Below are 20019 nucleotides of genomic sequence, written 5' to 3' on the forward strand. Positions count from 1 at the left end.
CTGACTCATTCATTTGAGTCAGGATTTTTTTTACATATTTTTATACATAGAAAGTAGGGATAAAATGATTCAAAAACCAAAAGGAACAGCTGATTTATTACCAGAGGAAATAAAAATCTGGCATTACATTGAAGAAACTGCTCGCATTATTTTAGGCGATTATCAATTTGAAGAAATGCGTACACCAATGTTTGAAAGTTATGAATTATTTAGTAGAGGTGTGGGTGATACTTCGGATATCGTTTCTAAAGAAATGTATGACTTTTATGATAAGGGTGACCGTCATATTACATTACGTCCAGAAGGAACAGCAGCTATCGTTCGTGCGTATGTAGAAAATAAATTATTTGGACCAGAACATAAGAAACCTTATAAAGTTTATTACATGGCTCCAATGTTCCGTTATGAACGTCCACAATCAGGACGTTTAAGACAATTCCACCAATTAGGTGTGGAAGTATTTGGTTCAACAAATCCAGCAACGGATGTTGAGACTATTGCAATGGCATGGGATTTATTAAAAGAACTTGGCTTATCCAATATGCGTTTAGTCATTAATTCACTTGGTAAAACAGCAGATCGTATCGCCTATCGTCAAGCTTTAATTGATTATTTAGAACCATTTACTGAAGAATTAAGTGAAGATTCAAAAAATCGTCTTCATAAAAATCCATTACGTGTATTAGACAGTAAAGATAAACGTGATATTGAAATCGTAAAAAATGCACCACGTATTTTAGAATTTTTATCAGATGAAGCACGTACTCACTTTGAAAAGGTGCAACAATATCTAAAAGCATTAGATATTCCATTTGAGATTGATGAAACAATGGTTCGTGGATTAGATTATTATCAAGATACGATTTTTGAAATTATGACGGATTCAAAATCATTTGGTGCTAAAACAACGATTTGTGGTGGAGGACGTTATGATGGTCTTGTTCAAGAATTAGATGGACCAGAAACTCCAGGGTTTGGATTTGGATTAGGAATGGAAAGACTTGTGTTATTAATGAAAGATGAACAAGTAGAAATTCCTGATTTACAAGAATTAGATGCTTATATTGTTGGTTTAGGAGAAGAAACAGAAGAAGAAGTATTAAAACTTTCTATCTCTTTACGTCAACAAGGTTATTCTGTAGATCGTGATTTCTTCGGTAGAAAAGCAAAACCTCAATTTAAAAATGCTCAAAAATATGGAGCAAAAGTTGTGATTACTTTAGGAGAAGAAGAATTGGCAAGTCGTCAAGTTCCACTAAAAGTAATGAGCACTGGTAAAGAAGTAAAAGTTGACTTAGCAGATGTATATGAAGATTTTGATAGTTTATTCCGCCAAGCAACTATGGATACAACAGCAATTGATGAATATTTTGGAAAATAGAAAGTAGGGATTTGTATGAAAAAGAGATCAATTTATTGTGGATTAGTCACAGAAGAATTAGTAGGAAAAGAAATTACATTACATGGTTGGGTACAAAAACGTCGTGACCATGGTGGAGTTATTTTTATCGACTTACGTGACCGTGAAGGTGTAATGCAAGTGGTATTTAACCCACAACATAACCAAGCAGCTTTTGAAATTGCAGATACCTTACGTCCAGAGTACGTTATTGAAGTAACAGGTACTGTTGCTTTACGTGGTGAAGGATTAACAAATCCAAACTTAAAAACGGGTACAATGGAATTAGAAGTACATGATGTTGAATTATTAGCAAAAGCTAAAACTCCACCAATTTACATTGAAGATGATAAAGTAGCTTCAGACGAATTACGTATGAAATATCGTTATTTAGATATGCGTCGTAAACCTGTATTAGAAAACTTACGTTTACGTCATAAAACAACTCGTGCAATTCGTGAATATTTAGATACTGAAGGATTTATCGATGTAGAAACTCCATACTTAGCAAAATCAACTCCAGAAGGAGCTCGTGACTATTTAGTACCTTCTCGTGTACATGAAGGAAGTTTCTATGCTTTACCACAATCACCTCAAACATTTAAACAATTATTAATGGGTGGGGGATTAGACCGCTACTACCAAATCGTTCGTTGCTTCCGTGACGAAGATTTACGTGGAGACCGTCAACCTGAATTTACACAAGTCGATATTGAAACAAGTTTCTTATCAGCTGAAGAAATTCAAGAAATGATGGAAGGCTTATTGAAAAAAGTCATGAAAGATACATTAGGAGTAGAAGTAACAACTCCATTCCCTCGTTTATCATTTGCTGAAGCAATGAGCCGTTATGGTAATGATAAACCAGATACTCGTTTTGCATTAGAATTAATTGATGTAGCGGATATTGTAAAAGATTCTGACTTAAAAGTGTTCAGTACTGTTGTTGAAAACGGTGGACATGTAAAAGCCTTAAACTTAAAAGGATTAGCAGATGAATATTCTCGTAAAGATGCAGATAGCTTAGCACAATTTGTTGCTAAATATGGTGCAAAAGGATTAGCTTGGTTGAAAGTAGAAGAAGATGGACTAAAAGGACCAATTGCTAAATTCTTAGTAAACCAAGAAACAGCATTAAGAGAACGTTTAGATGCAGAAGTGGGAGATATTATTTTCTTCTGTGCAGATAAACCAAGTGTTGTTGCACAATCATTATCTGAATTACGTTTACACTTCGGTAGAAAACATGAATTAATTGATAAAACTAAATTCAATTTCTTATGGGTTGTTGATTGGCCATTATTAGAATATGACGAAGATGCAAACCGTTATCAAGCAATGCACCATCCATTTACTCGTCCAGTAAATGAAGATTTCAATGCTTTATTAGAAGATCCAGCAGCAGCTAAAGCTCAAGCTTATGATATTGTATTAAATGGATATGAATTAGGCGGAGGTTCATTAAGAATTTATAGAAGAGACATGCAAGAAGCAATGTTTAACGTATTAGGATTCACAAAAGAATCCGCTCAAGAACAATTTGGATTCTTAATGGATGCACTAGATTATGGATTCCCACCACACGGAGGAATTGCATTAGGATTAGACCGTCTAGTCATGTTATTAGCTGGGGAAGATAACATCCGTGAAGTGATTGCATTCCCTAAAAATGGTTCAGCTATGGACACTATGACACATGCACCAAGTCCAGTATCTGAACAACAATTACAAGAATTATCATTAAAAATTCGCTAAAATATTGAACAATGGAGAAGTCGTCAATGAAGGCTTCTCCTCTGTTCTTCATAGAGAAAAATAAGGAACGAATACTAATGAAAAATAGCAAAGGTGTTGTGTTTAAAAGACAACAAGAAATTTTGAAATTATTACAGGAACATAGGCAATTATCTGTGGAAGAATTATCTGCCAGATTAGAAGTTTCTGAAATTACAATCCGTAGAGATTTACAACGTTTTGAAGATCAAGGACTGATTGAACGTTTTTATGGTGGAGCAAAATATATTACTGGTAAAATAGAAAAAGAAAATATTGAACAAAAACAATACAATTCTACTAAGAAAAATATTGCACGCCGAGCATCTGGCTTAGTTCGCGAACATGATATGGTCTTTATTAATTCAGGTTCTACAGCCTTTTTATTATTGAATTATTTAGCAGATGAGAATGTAACGATATTAACGAATAATGGACGTTCTATTTTTAAGAAGGCCTCCTCAAAAGCTTCGATTGTGTTAAGTGGAGGAGAAATTTTTGAGCAAAAGAAATCTTTAGTCGGAGATTTTGCCATTAATTCATTTTCAAAAGCTCGTGCGAATATTTGTTTCTTAGGTGTCGGTGGCATTAATAAAAATGGAATTACGACTGTTGCTTTACCCGAAACAGCAGTCAATCGTGTCATTTTAGAACGGACGAATGGTCCTAAGATTGTTGTTGCTGAAGGAGCTAAAGTTGGAAGAGAATCCAATTTCCATACGGCAGATTGTTCCATGATTACGCATTTAATTACGGATTATTCCGCTGATGCTGAGACAGTAGCTTATTTAAAAAGTATCGGTGTAAAAGTATTATTTATTTCCTAATGGAAAGAAAGGAGTAAGAAATGTCGGTAGAATTAGGTCCAAGACTAAAAACAGTTGCTTCTTTTTTAAATGGGGTGACATTATTATGTGATGTTGGTTCCGATCATGCTTATTTACCAGTGTATGCTATTCAGCAAGGATTGATTACTAACGCAATTGCCGGAGAAGTTGTAAAAGGTCCATACGAGTCTGCAATGCAAACTGTTCAAGATTATGTTTTAAACGATAAAATTTCTGTTCGTTTAGGGGACGGTTTAGATGTCGTTACTTCTGAAGATGAAGTTACAGCCATTTCTATTTGTGGAATGGGCGGAGAATTGATTGCTCGTATTTTAGAACAAGGTCGAGTAAATGGAACTTTAACTGGTAAAGAAAGATTAGTGTTGCAGCCAAATGTTGCTGAACATTTATTAAGACAGTGGTTAGTGGACCATCACTATGAAATTTTAGAAGAAGTTGTAGTGGAAGATCATCATCGCTTATATGAAATTATTGTAGCTGAAAAAAGAGAACAGAGTGTCCCATTAACTGCAACGCAAATTAAATTTGGTCCAAAATTAATAAAGAATCCAACAGAGTTGGTGATTCGTAAATGGGAACGACAATTACGCAAAATTGAAGAAATTTTAGCGCAATTGAAACAGAGCAAAGAAGTTCCAACTGAAAAAGTAGAAACATTTAACCATCAATATCTTGAATTGAAAGGATTGATTAACAATGCCAACCGTTAGAGAAGTTATCCGTAAATTTGAACAAAGAGTTCCGAAGTCTTTAGCAATGGGAAAAGATCCAATTGGCTTACATTTTGGGGATTGGAATCAAGAAGTTCGAGTAGTGATGACGACTTTAGATATTCGTCCTTCAATCATTCAAGAAGCGATTGAAAAAAATGTTGATTTAATTATAGCGCATCATCCACCAATTTTTAGACCGGTACAACAATTTGATTTAACAAATCCGCAACATAAAATGTATCAAGAAATTTTAAAGCATGATATTGCGATTTATGCGGCTCATACAAACTTAGATGTTGTAACCGGTGGTGTCAATGATTGGTTAAGTGAAGTATTACAATTAGAAAAAATAGAAGTACTATCTCCAACAGGAAAACTTCGTCAAATGAAAATTGCAGTTTTTGTACCAAAAGAACAAGCAAGTACGGTTCGTCAAGCAATGCATGAAGCAGGTGCAGGACAAATCGGTAATTGTTACAAGGAATGTAGTTTTACAACTAGTGGAGTAGGACGTTTTACACCAACTGAAGGAGCAAATCCTGCAATTGGACAAGTGAATCAAGCAGAACAAGTAGCAGAGGAAAAAGTAGAAGTTATCTGTTATGAAAATCAAGTGGATGCTATTATTACTGCTATGAAAGCAAGTCATCCTTATGAAGTTCCAGCTTATGAAGTGTGGGTATTAGAAAATGATGCAAAAACACTAGGAATTGGACGAATTGGGCAATTACCTGAAGCATTATCTGTGGAAGAATTTGTCACTTATGTCAAAAATCAATTCCAATTAAAAGGATTACGTTTTGTCACTCCACGAAATCGTTCGTTAGACAAGATTCGTAAAGTTGCCGTTCTAGGAGGTTCTGGTGGAAGTTTTTACCAAGCAGCTGTAGGTAAAGGGGCAGATGCATTTGTAACAGGTGATATTACGTATCATGTGGCTCATGATATTCAAGAATCACCGATATTATTAGTAGATGCAGGACATCATATTGAAGTCGTTTGTATTGAAAAATTAGCGAACTGGCTTGTACAATGGGATCAAGAAGAAAATTGGAATGTATCAGTGATTAAAAGTACGATTGATACAGATCCATTTGAATTTTTATAAGAAGAAAGTAGGAATGTAATATGCCAAATCAATTAGTTGATCGTTTTATTCGTTATGTAAAAAAAGAAACTCGTTCAGATGAAGCAAGCACAACTGTTCCATCAACACCAAGTCAAACAGAGTTTTTAAAAGACTTAGTAGAAGAATTAGTAGAATTAGGATATCAAGATGTAAGATTAAATCCTGAAAATAGTTTCGTAACGGCAACAATTCCAGCTACAACTACAAAAGAAGTACCGGTTGTTGGTTTTATTTCTCACGTAGATACAGCTGATTTTGAAGCTCGTAATGTACAACCTCAATTCCATGAAAATTATGATGGAGAAGCTATTGTATTAGATAAAGAAGGTAAATTTGTTTTATCTCCAAAAGATTTTCCAAATTTAAAAAATTATGTAGGGAAAACATTAATTACAACAGATGGTACAACATTATTAGGAGCTGACGATAAAGCAGGTGTTAGTGAAATTGTTACTGCAGGTGCATACTTATTAGCTCATCCTGAAATCGAACACGGAAAAATTCGTGTAGCATTTGGTCCAGATGAAGAAATTGGACGTGGTGCTGATTTATTTGATGTGGAAGAATTTGGCTGTGACTTTGCCTATACTATGGATGGAGGCCCAGTAGGAGAATTAGAATACGAAAGTTTCAATGCTGCTCAAGCTGAAATTACAATCCAAGGGAAAAATGTTCACCCAGGAACTGCAAAAGATACAATGGTGAATGCCTTAGAAATTGCTCGTCAATTCCAAAATGCTTTACCTGAATTTGAAGTACCAGAACATACTTCTGGTCGTGAAGGATTCTATCACTTAATGTATGCTAATGGTGTCGTAGAAGAGGCAAAATTAGTCTATATTATTCGTGACCATGATCGTACATTATTCGAAGCGAAAAAAGCATATTTACAATTAGTTGCAGATCGACTAAACGCATCATTAGATAGCAATCGCATTTCAATTGATATGAAAGATCAATATTACAATATGGCTGAAATTATTGAAAAAGATTTTAGAGCTGTTGAAGTTGCTCAAAAAGCAATGGAAAACTTATCAATTACGCCAAATATTGAACCAATTCGTGGTGGTACAGATGGTTCTAAAATTTCATTTATGGGCTTACCAACTCCAAACATTTTTGCAGGTGGAGAAAACTTCCACGGACGATATGAATTCGTCGCTGTAGAATCAATGGAAAAAGCACGTGATGTCATTATTGAAATTGCACAATTACTAGCGAAATAAAAATATAAAATATGGCTTTTCTTATAGTAGCTAAGAACGGCAGCAGCTTCGCAAAGCGAATCTCATGCCTAAAAATTGAGCCTAAGGTCTCAATTTTTCCTGCACTATAAGCCCATCTGGCTTATAGTGCTAAAGCTACAGAGAAAAGCCAATTTTATTTTGACGGATATTTTAGTTTGGACGGTTAAAACTGAACATTTTTTTAGTAATATCAACTGCTTATTACTTGCTATGAGATTTTCTTAAGTCAGTATTTAATAATGAAAAGATTGTGATTTTTCGTAAATTCATTATCATCCGTCAAAATACAATTAGCTTTTCAAAGTAGCTGATGCAATAAATGCCTGGTTAGGCATTTATTGCCGGAAAAATCGAGACCAAGGCTCGATTTTTAGCAATGAGACTCGCTATGCGAGGCTGCTTGCGCCGTAGCTACATTAAGATAAAGCTAATTGTATTTGTCTTCTGTGCTTTCTTATCATATCAGTAGATAAATTCTCTAAAAATCGTTACAATAGAGTAGAGTTTAACAGTAAAATCTAATCTAACGATGAAACGAAATATAATAGATTTGGATTTATAATTAGATAAATTCAAATCTATTTTTTTATCAATATGGAGGAACTTATGACATTTGATGGTTTATTTACAAAATGGATGACGGATGAAGTTTCTAAAGAAATTATTGGAGGGAGAATTAGTAAAATTCATCAGCCCCTTCCTTATGAAATTCAATTAACGATTCGTTCCAATCGTAAAAATTACTTATTATTATTATGTGCTCATCCCATGATGGCACGTTTCCAGTTTATTACTGAAAAAGGGGATAATCCTGAAATTGCTCCAAACTTTTGTATGATTTTAAGAAAATATTTAGAAGGAGCAATTATTCAAGATTTTACTCAAGTGGGAGCTGACCGTATTATTCATTTAGATGTGGATACAAGGGATGAACTTGGAGATGAAGCGAAATGGCGTTTGACACTTGAAATGATGGGAAAACATAGTAATGTTTTCTTAGTGGATCGAAGAAGTCAGCAAATTATTGATTGTTTAAAACGAATTCCATTGACTCAAAATACTTATCGTACCTTACAACCGGGGGCTACTTATCAATTACCTCCTCACCAAACAAAACTGAATCCATTTGAAATGACTCTTTTTGAATTAGATGCCAGATTGAATAGAGAAGTTTCTGAAGATTCATTAACCAAATCACTAATGAATCTTGTTCAAGGAATGAGTACATTAACAGCAAATGAAATTGTTGAACGTTCTATGATGTTTGATGAAACAATTGCTGAAAGTTTATGGAAGTTTTTAGAACAAAATAATGAGAAACCAACACCAACTTTGGCAAAATTATCTAATGGAAAAAGCTACTTCACAGTATGTCCATATTACTCATTCCAAAATGCTGAAAATCAATCGTTTGAAACATTATCTGAATTATTAACAGCTTATTATGTTCATAAAGTTCAGGAAGAAAAAATCCAACAGTTAGCTGGAAATTTACTTCAAATGTTGAAATCGGAATTAAAGAAAAATCGAGAAAAACTCGTTAAATTTGAAGAAGATTTACAAAAGAGTGAGAAAGCGGAACAATATCGTATTAAAGGGGAGTTATTAAATACTTGCCTGTATCAAATTGAAAAAGGACAAACTGAAATTCAAGTGGAGAATTATTATGACAATAATGAGTTATTAACCATTCCATTGTCTACCTGGTTGACACCTTCTCAAAATGCGCAAGCTTATTTTAAAAAATATCAAAAATTAAGAAATTCAATTGAACATATTGAAAAACAACAAGCATTTACCCATCAAGAAATTCAATATTTAGAACAAGTGTTATATCAAATTGAAGAAGCGGATGTGCAAAATTTAGAAATCATTCGAGAAGAATTAGTAGCAAGTGGGTATTTAAAACGTTCTGCTATGAAAAAAGGAAAACAAAAAGTGAAACCTTCAAAACCATATGTTTTCTATTCAAATGATGGTACAAGAATTTTAGTAGGTCGAAATAATTTACAAAATGATAGCTTAACCTTAAAACAAGCGAAAAAAGAATATTTATGGCTCCACGCTCAAAATATTCCTGGATCACACGTCATTGTAGAGTCAGCTAATCCAACGGATGAAACAATTGGTCAAGCAGCCATGTTGGCAGCATACTATTCTAAATACCGTCATTCGGCAACCGTTCCTGTGGATTATGTTTCAGTTTCTAAAATTAGAAAGCCAAATGGATCTAAACCAGGATTTGTTGTGTATGAAGGACAACAAAATACGTATATTACTCCGGATGAAGCAGTGATTCAACAAATTCGGGAAAATAAACCAAAAGAATAAGGAGAGACAAATGAACGCAGTAAGAGCAGCTTATATTCATATTCCTTTTTGTTCTCATATTTGCTATTATTGCGATTTTAATAAGGTATTTATTGAAGGGCAACCGGTTGATGAATATGTTGATTTATTAGTAAGAGAAATGCAATTACGAGCAGAAGCTCATCCAATCTCTCCTTTAGAGACGTTATATATCGGGGGAGGAACACCTTCAACTTTAACGCCAAAGCAATTAGCAACTTTATTTGAAGGAATTCATCGTTATTTACCATTAGAGCAAAATTGTGAATTTACGATGGAATTAAATCCAGATGACGGACAAATAGAACGATTAGAAGTGATGAAAGAATATGGGGTAAATCGTATTAGTATGGGTGTCCAATCTTTTAATGATGAACTATTGAAGAAGATTGGTCGCAAACATAGTAAAAAGACAGTTTTACAAACCATAGGAAATGCTCGAAAACTAGGATTTGAGAATATGAGTATTGATTTAATTTTTAGACTGCCGCAACAAACGATTCAAGATTTTGAAGATAGTTTAAAAATTGCAATGGAATTAGATTTACCACATTATTCGATTTATTCCTTAATTTTAGAACAGAAGACTGTTTTTTATAATTTAATGAGACAAGGCAAGCTTCCTTTACCATCGCAAGATGAGGAAGCGGATATGTTTCAATTAGCCATGGATTCAATGGAAAGTTTTGGACGGCATCATTACGAAATTAGTAATTATGCACTTCCAGGTTTTGAATCAAGACATAATTTACATTATTGGAAAGCAGATGAGTATTTAGGATTTGGTGCGGGTGCTCATGGTTATTTAAATCAAGAACGCTATCAAAATTGTGGACCAATTCAACATTATTTAGAGCCATTGCGAAATTTTACACTTCCAATTTTACAAAAGGATGTATTAAGTCAAAAATCCCAAATAGAAGAGTTTATGTTTTTAGGATTAAGAAAAATGTCTGGTGTATCCAATCAAGAATTTTTTAAACGATTTGATAAAAATATTAATGATATTTATCAAGAAATTATCGAGGATTTATTAGACCAGGAATTAATCCAGATAACTGGTGAAGGAATTGCATTGACACATAAAGGGAAGTTTTTAGGAAATAATGTATTTCAAGCTTTTCTTTTAGAAGATTAATTTAATATTTTATAAAATTGCTTTTATGAAAAGGAAAGAGGTGGTAGAATGACACCGTCAAGAAGAACTATAAAAAAATGGAATTACTGGAAACTTGCATTTTTTGGCATTATTGCTATAAATGTATTTGTAATGATTTCTTCATTAATTCCTAGTCGAACTAAAAATCAAGTTTCAACTACGCAAATTGTAGAACAAGGAGAGAATTGGATGGAAGTAACTTTAAGTAAAAATGAAATTCAAAATATTTTAGAGATTGTTACGAAAAAGAATCAAGTTGAAAATCCAAGTTTTCCAAGCTTTGTGATGAATGATTCAGTCATTCAAATTACTGGAGATGCAACTGCATTAGGGGTTACTGTTTCTTATAGAATGACGACAGTTCCATATGTAACTGAAGAAGGAGCCATTCAATTAAAAATACAGTCTGTTCAATTAGGGGGATTCTCTTTACCAGTATTTTTAGCATTAGGTAGATTACAACAAATGGAGTTTCCAGAATGGTTCCAATTAAATACTGAAAAACAGTATTTTCTACTAAATTTATCGGGACTTCATGAAGGAAATACGATTAAAGCAAAAAAAATTAATTTAAAAACAAATGAATTTATTTTTTCTATTTCAATTTCTAATGACAATATAGTAGAATATCTACAGTAAGAAAAATTTAAAAGTCTATAAGACAGTTAGGAGATCACATATGAGTGTACATATTAATGCAACAAAAGGACAAATCGCAGAGGTAGTATTAATGCCAGGAGACCCACTACGTGCAAAATACATTGCGGAACATTATTTAACAGATGTTGAACAATATAATAGCGTAAGAAATATGTTTGGATATACAGGTTTATACAAAGGACAACGAGTATCAGTTCAAGGTAGTGGAATGGGAATTCCTTCGATGATGATTTATGCCAATGAATTATATACTGAATTTGGCGTTGAAAAAATTATCCGTATTGGTTCAGCTGGTTCTATTCAACCGGATGTAAATGTTCGTGATATTGTATTAGCTCAAGGAGCTACAACGGATTCATCAATTATTACAAATATTTTCCAAGGACAAGTTAACTTTGCACCTTTAGCTTCATTTGATTTATTAGATAAAGCTTATCATTTAGCAAAAGAACGAGGTACGACTGTACACGTTGGAAATATTTTATCTTCAGATCGTTTTTATAATGCTGAATTAAACAAACAAAAATTACAAGAATACGGCGTACTTGCCATTGAAATGGAAGCTGCTGGTTTATATGCATTAGCTGCTCAACATAAGAAACAAGCTCTAGCAATTGTAACGATTAGTGACCATATTTTAACAGGTGAAGAAACAACTGCTGAAGAGCGTGAAAAAACATTTAATGAAATGATGGAAATTGCTTTAGAAACAGTTCATCATGGCGAATAAGTAGGTAAAAATATGGAAAAAAATCAAGAAAAAGTCGTGAAAGCTCCTAAAAAAGGAATACGACTATGGGTTTTTATTGTATCAATAATTGCAACAATCATCGTTTCTGTAGGATTGACAATTGGTATAATTTGGACACAGTTACCAAAACTAATTAGTAATCAAACTCAAGCACATGCATTTTCCAAGCAAGAATTATTTCAAATTGAGAAAGTATTTTATTATTTAAAACAAAATTATTTAGATAAAAATATTACCAATGAACAATTAATTCAAGGGGCTATTAAAGGGATGGCTGAATCAGTTGGAGATCCTTATACTACTTATTTAGTAAATGACGAAACAGCACAATTAGATGAAACCGTCAATGGAGCATTTGGTGGAATTGGTGCCGAATTAAAATCAGATCAAAGTCGAGTAGTAATTAGTACAACAATGGAAGGAAGTCCTTCACAACAAGTAGGCCTTCAAGCTGATGATGTCATTACAAAAGTTGATGGCGAAGATATGACTGGTAAGACCATTTCTGAAGTTGTAAAAAAAGTACGTGGGGAAGTTGGAACAGATGTTGTTTTAACAATTGAACGCGCGGGTACTTCTTTAGAAGTCAAATTAACAAGAGCTAGTATTGCGATTAATACCGTAAAAGCTGAATTAGATAAAGAGGATGCCACAATTGGTCATATTCGCATTACTAGTTTTGCAAAAAATACCGCTCAAGAATTGGAAAAAGCCGTGAAAGATTTAACCAATAAAGGCGCTAAAGCATTTGTATTTGATGTTCGATACAATCCTGGTGGATTATTAGATCAAGCATATAAAGTTGCGAATATGTTCTTAAAAGACGGTGAACCAATTGTTCAAGTAGAAGACAGATTTGGTGAGAAGAAGATTTACAAAGCTTCTTCTGATATTGGAAAATTTAAAATTACTCAACCTTATGTCCTTCTAGTAAATGAAGGAAGTGCTAGTGCTTCTGAAATTCTTGCTGCAGCGGTAAAAGAAGGTGCTGGAGCACAAATTGTAGGAACAAAAACTTATGGTAAAGGAACCGTTCAAAGTGTAATCGATATTTCGGATAATAGTGAATTAAAATATACAAATGCTAAATGGTTAACTCCAAAAGGAAATTGGATTCATAAAGAAGGAGTAACTCCAACAAAAGAAGTAACTTTACCGGATTATGCCTTTTTAAAAATTATTGATGCAAGAGAAACATTAAAAGAAGGATCCGTTTCTCAAAATGTCCTTTCAGTTGAAACAATCTTAAAAGGATTAGGATATTCTGTTACAGCAGACGGTTATTTTGATAGTGCTACTCAAGAGGCAGTAAAAGCTTATCAACAAAAAGAAGGGTTAACTGCATCAGGAGAAGTTGATGAAGAGACAGCGCAAAAATTAATGAATAGTGTAAGACAATTAATTCAACAAAATGATACACAGTATCAAGCTGCAAAAGAATTACTAAAATAGAATGGAGGTTTTTCCATGGAAGAAGTTAGTTCATTTATTCCTCGAAATATGCGTAAAAGAAAAATTCCTAAACCTACTATATGGGAAGAATTATTCAGTTGGATAGCCTCTTTTGCTGTATCCTTTGCAATTCTAGCCTTATTATTTATCTTTGTAGGTAAACCCTTTACTGTAAGTGGTCAATCAATGTATCCGACATTGCATAATAATGATCGTATGTTGATGTCAAAATTAGGGGATATCAATCGTTTTGATGTAGTTGTATTACATGCTCCAGATCAAGATAAAGAGTATATTAAACGAGTAATTGGAATGCCTGGTGATACCATTGAAGTAAAAGAAGGAAAATTATATATTAATGGACAAGTAGTAGAACAACCGTTTATTAATAAAGAAATTTTAGTCAATAAGACAGTCTATATTGATGATTTTACGTTACAAGAATTAACGGGAGAATCAAAAGTTCCTGCAGGAAAATATTTTGTAATGGGAGATAATCGTGGAGTATCAAGAGATAGTCGTATGATAGGCTTTATTGATAGAACCGCTATTGAAGGAAAAGCAGTCTTTACGATTTGGCCGTATAATCGAATAGGTGGTCAAACGAATTATTCTTATTTATACTCTGAATAATAAGGAGGAATAGTAATGGAACAAGAAGAATATTATTCAAAACCGTCTATAGTATCCATCATTTGGTCATGGATATGGTCTTTTATTGTAGCATTTATTATTGTAGGCGCAGTGTATATTTTCTTAGGACGACCTTTTACAGTTAGTGGAGCTTCTATGTATCCAACATTACATAATGGAGATCGTATGATATTATCGAAAATTGGGGATATCAATCGCTTTGATGTTGTCGTACTAAAAGCTCCAGATGAAAATGTTGAATATATTAAACGTGTCATTGGAATGCCTGGTGATACATTAGAATTGAAACAAGGTGTGCTTTATATCAATGGTAAAAAAATTGAACAACCTTTTATTAATACTGAAGCATTACAAAAACAAACGGTGTTTATTGATGACTTTACATTACAAAGTTTAACAGGAGAAACAAAAATTCCTGAAGGAAAATATTTTGTAATGGGCGATAATAGAGGTGTATCTAGAGATAGTCGGATGATTGGACTAATTGATCGAAAAGCTATTGAAGGAAAAGCTGTTTTTACCATTTGGCCAATGAATCAATTTGGTGGACAAAAAAATTATTCTTATCTTTATACGGAATAAAAGTAATAAAACTGGATTTATAACATCCAGTTTTTTCTTTTTGTGGAATAATTTCGTAATAATTAAAGGGTAAAATATAGTATAAAAATTCTTTAATGTTATATCCAATTTGTTTTCTTTTACAAACAGAAAAATTAATGATACACTCCTGTTAGTGTAAAACTATATACACTAAATATTATATTATAGGAGGATATCTTATGGTTGGAATTATTATTGCAAGCCATGGTGAATTCGCTGCTGGTATTAAGCAATCTGGTTCAATGATTTTTGGTGAACAAGAAAAAGTTGAATCTGTTGTATTTATGCCAAGTGAAGGCCCAGAAGATTTGCAAAGAAAATTGCAAGAAGCCATTGCAAAAGTTGATTCAGAAGAAATCTTATTCTTAGTCGATTTATGGGGCGGTAGTCCATTCAATCAAGCAAATAAATTGTTTGAAGAAGCTCCAGAACATCGTGCGATTGTCGCTGGATTAAACTTACCAATGCTAATCGAAGCGTATGCGAGTCGTTTCTCAATGAACACAGCTCACGAAATTGCGCAAGCGATTGCTCCAACTGCAATTGATGGGGTAAAAGTTCGCCCTGAAGAATTGCAAAAGAAAGAAGAAGTAGCTGAAAAACAAACGGTTGCATCAAAAGGAGCTATTCCAGAAGGAACAGTTTTAGGAGATGGAAAAATTAAGTTTGTATTAGCTCGTATTGATACTCGTTTACTTCACGGACAAGTTGCGACAAACTGGACTAAAGCAACAAATCCAAACCGTATTATTGTTGTTTCTGATTCAGTATCAAAAGACGATTTACGTAAAAAATTAATTGAGCAAGCAGCTCCTCCAGGAGTACGTGCTCACGTTATCCCATTGGATAAATTAGTTCAAGTGTATAACGATCCACGTTTTGGAGATACAAAAGCATTATTATTATTTGAAAATCCACAAGATGCTTTAGCAGTTATCGAAAAAGGTGTAGAAATTCCAGAATTGAATATTGGTTCTATGGCCCATTCAGTTGGAAAAATTCAAATTAATAATGTATTATCTGTTGACCAAGCAGATGTTGATACGTATAAAAAATTACGTGATTTAGGCGTAAAATTCGATGTTAGAAAAGTATCAGGAGATTCTCCTTCTGATTTATTCAAATTAATCGCTGCAAAAGCTGGCGAAGGATTAAGCATTTAATAGGAGGTCATTATGGATTTTAATATTGTAGCAATTATTGCAGTCCTAGTTGTTGCCTTTTTAGCTGGTATGGAAAGTATTTTAGACCAATTCCAATTCCATCAACCAATTATTGCATGTTCATTAATTGGATTAGCAACTGGACATTTAACTGAATGTATTATTTTAGGTGGAGCTTTACAATTATTAGCTTTAGGTTGGGCTAATATCGGTGCAGCAGTTGCTCCCGATGCAGCGTTAGCTTCAGTAGCATCTGCCATTATTTATGTAAAAGCCGGTGACTTCTCTACAGAAGGTCGTAACATTGCGATTGCAGCAGCAATTACTTTAGCAACTGTTGGTTTAGTAACAACTATGTTTGTTCGTACATTATCTGTTGTACTTGTTCACCAAGCTGATAGAGCAGCAGAACAAGGTAACTTCCGTGGTGTTGAATTTTGGCACTATGTAGCATTAGCTACACAAGGTTTACGTATTGCAATTCCAGCAGGAGCTTTATTATTCATCCCTTCTGCAACAGTACAAGCTGCTTTAGGTTCATTGCCAGCATGGTTTACTGGTGGTATGACTGTAGGTGGGGGAATGGTAGTAGCCGTAGGTTATGCGATGGTTATTAACTTAATGGCAACTAAAGAAGTATGGCCATTCTTCTTCTTAGGTTTTGCATTAGCACCAATTAAAGAATTAACATTAATTGCAACTGGTATTATCGGTTTAGCAATTGCTATTATTTACTTAAACTTACAAAAAAATAACTCAGGTGGTTCAGGATCAAATGCTGGTTCAGGAGACCCACTTGGTGATATTTTAAATGATTACTAGAATGGAGGAACAAATATGTCAGAGAAAAAAGTTTCATTAACGAAAAGCGATCGTATTAGCGTAATGTTACGTTCTCAGTTCCTTCAAGGTTCATGGAACTATGAGCGTATGCAAAATGGTGGTTGGGCATTCTCATTAATCCCAGCTCTTAAAAAATTATATCCTAACAAACAAGATGCAAGTGATGCTTTAAAACGTCACTTAGAGTTCTTTAATACTCACCCATATATTGCTGCTCCAATTCTTGGGGTAACATTAGCTCTTGAAGAAGAAAAAGCAAACGGAGCAGATATCGATGATGCTGCTATTCAAGGGGTTAAAGTTGGGATGATGGGACCTTTAGCAGGTATTGGGGATCCAGTATTCTGGTTTACAGTTCGTCCAATTCTTGGAGCAATTGCTGCTTCATTGGCAACTGGTGGTTCATTAATTGCACCATTATTCTTCTTTATTGCTTGGAACTTAATCCGAATCGGTTTCTTATGGTATACACAAGAAGTGGGATATCAAAAAGGTTCTGAAATTACAAGTGACTTATCAGGTGGAATTTTACAAACTATTACTAAAGGTGCTTCAATCTTAGGGATGTTTGTAATGGGGATTTTAGTTCAACGTTGGACTTCTATTAACTTCCCATTAGTTGTTGCTCGTGCTAAATTATCTGAAGGAGCATACATTCAATTCCCTGATGGAGCTGTTGATGGTTCAACATTACAAAAAATCTTATCTGCTTTAGCAGGTGGTACTTCATTATCTCCTGAAAAAGTTACAACTTTACAAGATAACTTAAACCAATTAATTCCAGGTTTTGCTGCTTTATTATTAACATTCGCATGTATGTGGTTATTAAAACGTAAAGTAAGTCCAATTTTAATTATCTTTGGATTATTTGCACTAGGTATTCTTGGTCGTGTAACAGGAATTATGTAATTAAGATACAATTTTGAGATGAACAGATTTAAATGTCTGTTCATCTTTTTTTGTTTTATGATAAAATAGAGCTATCAGTTTAATGAAAAAGGAGAATGTTATGGCACAGTCATTAAATACAAAAGTTATTTATACAACGAAGGCGAATGCATTTGTTGGCTGGATTGGAAATAAACATGGCGATATTCTTGTTGGGGATAGAGCGTTTGAGTTTTATAATGAAAAAAATCCGGAGGATTATATTCAAATTCCTTGGAATGAGATTGACAAAGTACGTGCTCAAATTTTCTTTAAGGATCGTTATATTCGTGGGTTCTTTATAGATACGAAATCTGCAGGTTCATTTAATTTTGTGGTGAAAAATGCAGGGAAATGTTTAAAAGAAATGCGTACATTTGTTGGAGAAGAAAACATTGTACGTAATAAACCGTTGTTTACGATGAGGAATTTCTTCAAAAAGTAACTTTAGTTTTTGTAATGACTTCTAATATAGTAGTAAGGGACGGAAGCAGCCTCGCTTTTGCGAGTCTCATATCATTCCTACTATGAGAAGTCATGGGTGGAGTGTACATAGAGTGTCTGTACGGATAAAATTTTATTTATGATATATGGAGAAGAGTATGATTCGTTTTGAAAATGTATATAAAGAATATATTGATTCAGATATACAATTAAAAAAGTCTTTTACAGAAAAATTATTTACAAAAAAGGCAAAGAAAACAGTTATTCAAGATTTAAATTTAGAAATTAACGAAGGGGAAATTGCTGGTTATATTGGTGAGAATGGTGCTGGAAAATCTACGACAATAAAGATGTTGTTAGGAATTATCCCTGCAGATTCTGGTAATGTAACTGTTTTTGAAAAAGATTCGTTCAAGAATCGTCGAAAAAATGCTTCTGAAATCGGAGTTATGTTTGGACAGAAATCTCATCTATGGTGGGACTTACCACTGTTAGATTCTTTCAAGTTTTTACAAAAAATTTATTCTAGAACATCTACTGAAGACGATAAATGGTTAGAATGGTTAATAAATGAATTAGAGGTAAGAGCATATATTAATCAACCAGTACGAGAACTTTCTTTAGGACAACGTATGCGTGGAGAATTCATTTGTGCTTTGCTTCATTCTCCTAAGTTAGTTATTTTAGATGAACCTACAATTGGTATTGATGTTCAAACAAAACAAAAAATGATGGAAATTATTTTAAAAGTTAATGAGCAAAAAAATATGACTTTCATGATTACTAGTCATGATTTTCAAGAGATTGAGAAAGTTTGTCAAAGAATTATTATTCTGAATAAAGGTATCAATGCATATCAAGGAAGTATTGAAGAGTTTAAAAATCAATATTCTTATTTGAAAAAAGTGATAGTTTATCACGAACAAGGACAGCATGAATCGATAGAGAATTCAGCTATAAAAGTATTAGCAAAAAATATTTTTTCTACTGAATATTTTTTTGATACTCGTGAAATTTCAGAAGAATTAGCGATTGAATTTATTCGAAATAATGTTCATCCTGATAATTTTGAAGTTGTTCATTTAAGTTTATCAGAATTAATGACGGTAAAGAGGATGTTAGAATGAAAGGTTTATTAACATACATACTTTACCAGTTTAAGTCCAATAAAAAATATCGCATGAATAATGTTATGACGATTATGAGTACATTTATTGCTATTGTAATTCAGTATTATATTTGGACATATGTTGAAAAAACAAATGGTATGAATACACAACAAATTATTATTTATTCTATGTTTGCCTTAACATTATCGTCTTTATTGCCTTTATTTTCTTCAGCCGATTTTATGAATCATATTATTTTAAAGGGAACAATAGCTAATTATTTACAGCGCCCACAAATGCTGTTTTTAGTCAATTCTTCTATTCAAATGGGGAATAGTGTTTATAAGATGATTTATCGAATTATTCCTATCTGGGTTATTTATGTTATTTTCTTCAAAATAAATCTCATAACTATTAATGGTGTTCTTTTGTTGGCATTTCTATCTTTATGTTTAAGTTGGATACTTTCATTAATTGTTGGTCATATTATAGGATTACTTTCTCCGTATTTAATTAGTATAAATGGAACTAAAAGTTTAATTTCAGGCTTAATTTTATTACTTGGAGGGGGAGTTTTGCCGATAGATATTTATCCTGAACCCTTAAAACTAATTGTATTAAAACTGCCTTTTGTTGCTTTACAATATTTTCCTAGTGCAATATTAAGTGGAAGTCAATTGTTTTCCTATAAAACTGCACTTTTAATTCAATTATGTTGGATTCTTTTCTTTCTCTTAGTTTTATTCATTTTACAAAAAAGAGTCTATTCAAAACTAGAAATTATGGGAGGGTAACA

At 33.1% G+C, this 20019-nt stretch carries 19 protein-coding genes; all 19 read left to right on the forward strand.

Features of this window, described 5'->3' with window-relative positions:
• Positions 1 to 64 precede the first annotated feature (64 nt).
• The 19 genes from hisS (at position 65) to RWM24_RS02085 (ending at position 20017) form a co-directional block, all read left to right on the forward strand.
• Positions 65 to 1381, forward strand: coding sequence for a histidine--tRNA ligase (gene hisS / locus RWM24_RS01995; protein WP_314111039.1), 1317 nt, complete (start codon positions 65 to 67; stop codon positions 1379 to 1381).
• A gap of 15 nt (positions 1382 to 1396) precedes the next feature.
• On the forward strand, positions 1397 to 3154 hold the full coding sequence (gene aspS, locus RWM24_RS02000) for an aspartate--tRNA ligase (protein ID WP_314111041.1): 1758 nt from the start codon (positions 1397 to 1399) through the stop codon (positions 3152 to 3154).
• A gap of 77 nt (positions 3155 to 3231) precedes the next feature.
• Positions 3232 to 3999, forward strand: a complete 768-nt coding sequence (locus tag RWM24_RS02005; RefSeq protein ID WP_314111042.1) for a DeoR/GlpR family DNA-binding transcription regulator — start codon at positions 3232 to 3234, stop codon at positions 3997 to 3999.
• 20 nt (positions 4000 to 4019) lie between these two features.
• Positions 4020 to 4730, forward strand: a complete 711-nt coding sequence (locus RWM24_RS02010; protein ID WP_314111044.1) for a tRNA (adenine(22)-N(1))-methyltransferase TrmK — start codon at positions 4020 to 4022, stop codon at positions 4728 to 4730.
• Positions 4717 to 5841 carry a Nif3-like dinuclear metal center hexameric protein gene (locus tag RWM24_RS02015; RefSeq protein WP_314111046.1) on the forward strand — a complete coding sequence of 375 codons (1125 nt, stop codon included), beginning with the start codon at positions 4717 to 4719 and terminating at the stop codon, positions 5839 to 5841. The genes RWM24_RS02010 and RWM24_RS02015 overlap by 14 nt, the downstream gene beginning before the upstream one ends.
• 20 nt (positions 5842 to 5861) lie before the next feature.
• A complete protein-coding gene (gene pepT / locus RWM24_RS02020) occupies positions 5862 to 7088 on the forward strand; it encodes a peptidase T (protein WP_314111047.1) in 1227 nt (408 codons plus the stop codon).
• Positions 7089 to 7715: 627 nt separating this feature from the next.
• Positions 7716 to 9440, forward strand: a complete 1725-nt coding sequence (locus tag RWM24_RS02025) for an NFACT RNA binding domain-containing protein (RefSeq protein WP_314111049.1) — start codon at positions 7716 to 7718, stop codon at positions 9438 to 9440.
• Between the two features lie 10 nt (positions 9441 to 9450).
• Positions 9451 to 10596, forward strand: a complete 1146-nt coding sequence (gene hemW / locus RWM24_RS02030) for a radical SAM family heme chaperone HemW (protein WP_314111051.1) — start codon at positions 9451 to 9453, stop codon at positions 10594 to 10596.
• A 48-nt stretch (positions 10597 to 10644) separates the two neighbouring features.
• Positions 10645 to 11256, forward strand: coding sequence for a DUF2140 family protein (locus RWM24_RS02035; RefSeq protein WP_314111053.1), 612 nt, complete (start codon positions 10645 to 10647; stop codon positions 11254 to 11256).
• 40 nt (positions 11257 to 11296) lie between these two features.
• Positions 11297 to 12007: a purine-nucleoside phosphorylase gene (deoD, locus tag RWM24_RS02040; RefSeq protein WP_314111054.1), complete on the forward strand. Its 711-nt coding sequence runs from the start codon at positions 11297 to 11299 to the stop codon at positions 12005 to 12007.
• 12 nt (positions 12008 to 12019) lie between these two features.
• Positions 12020 to 13480, forward strand: a complete 1461-nt coding sequence (locus RWM24_RS02045; protein WP_314111055.1) for a S41 family peptidase — start codon at positions 12020 to 12022, stop codon at positions 13478 to 13480.
• A gap of 15 nt (positions 13481 to 13495) precedes the next feature.
• Positions 13496 to 14113 (forward strand): signal peptidase I, encoded by a 618-nt coding sequence (gene lepB / locus RWM24_RS02050; protein WP_314111056.1) that lies wholly within the window; start codon positions 13496 to 13498, stop codon positions 14111 to 14113.
• Positions 14114 to 14128: 15 nt separating this feature from the next.
• Positions 14129 to 14716, forward strand: coding sequence for a signal peptidase I (lepB, locus tag RWM24_RS02055; RefSeq protein WP_314111057.1), 588 nt, complete (start codon positions 14129 to 14131; stop codon positions 14714 to 14716).
• Positions 14717 to 14916: 200 nt separating this feature from the next.
• Positions 14917 to 15900 (forward strand): mannose/fructose/sorbose PTS transporter subunit IIA, encoded by a 984-nt coding sequence (locus tag RWM24_RS02060; protein ID WP_314111058.1) that lies wholly within the window; start codon positions 14917 to 14919, stop codon positions 15898 to 15900.
• 12 nt (positions 15901 to 15912) lie between these two features.
• Entirely contained in the window at positions 15913 to 16722 is an 810-nt protein-coding gene (locus tag RWM24_RS02065) for a mannose/fructose/sorbose family PTS transporter subunit IIC (protein WP_314111060.1), read from the forward strand.
• A gap of 15 nt (positions 16723 to 16737) precedes the next feature.
• Complete coding sequence (locus RWM24_RS02070) at positions 16738 to 17652, forward strand: PTS system mannose/fructose/sorbose family transporter subunit IID (protein WP_314111062.1); 915 nt, start codon at positions 16738 to 16740, stop codon at positions 17650 to 17652.
• A gap of 100 nt (positions 17653 to 17752) precedes the next feature.
• A complete protein-coding gene (locus RWM24_RS02075; RefSeq protein WP_314111064.1) occupies positions 17753 to 18115 on the forward strand; it encodes a DUF956 family protein in 363 nt (120 codons plus the stop codon).
• A gap of 157 nt (positions 18116 to 18272) precedes the next feature.
• Positions 18273 to 19241, forward strand: a complete 969-nt coding sequence (locus RWM24_RS02080) for an ATP-binding cassette domain-containing protein (RefSeq protein ID WP_314111065.1) — start codon at positions 18273 to 18275, stop codon at positions 19239 to 19241.
• The gene (locus RWM24_RS02085; RefSeq protein ID WP_314111067.1) at positions 19238 to 20017 is read left to right on the forward strand and encodes a hypothetical protein; all 780 of its coding nucleotides are present in this window, start codon (positions 19238 to 19240) and stop codon (positions 20015 to 20017) included. The genes RWM24_RS02080 and RWM24_RS02085 overlap by 4 nt, the downstream gene beginning before the upstream one ends.
• Positions 20018 to 20019: the final 2 nt, after the last annotated feature.

It is taken from the genome of uncultured Granulicatella sp. (assembly GCF_963516875.1).
Classification (GTDB): Bacteria; Bacillota; Bacilli; order Lactobacillales; family Aerococcaceae; genus Granulicatella.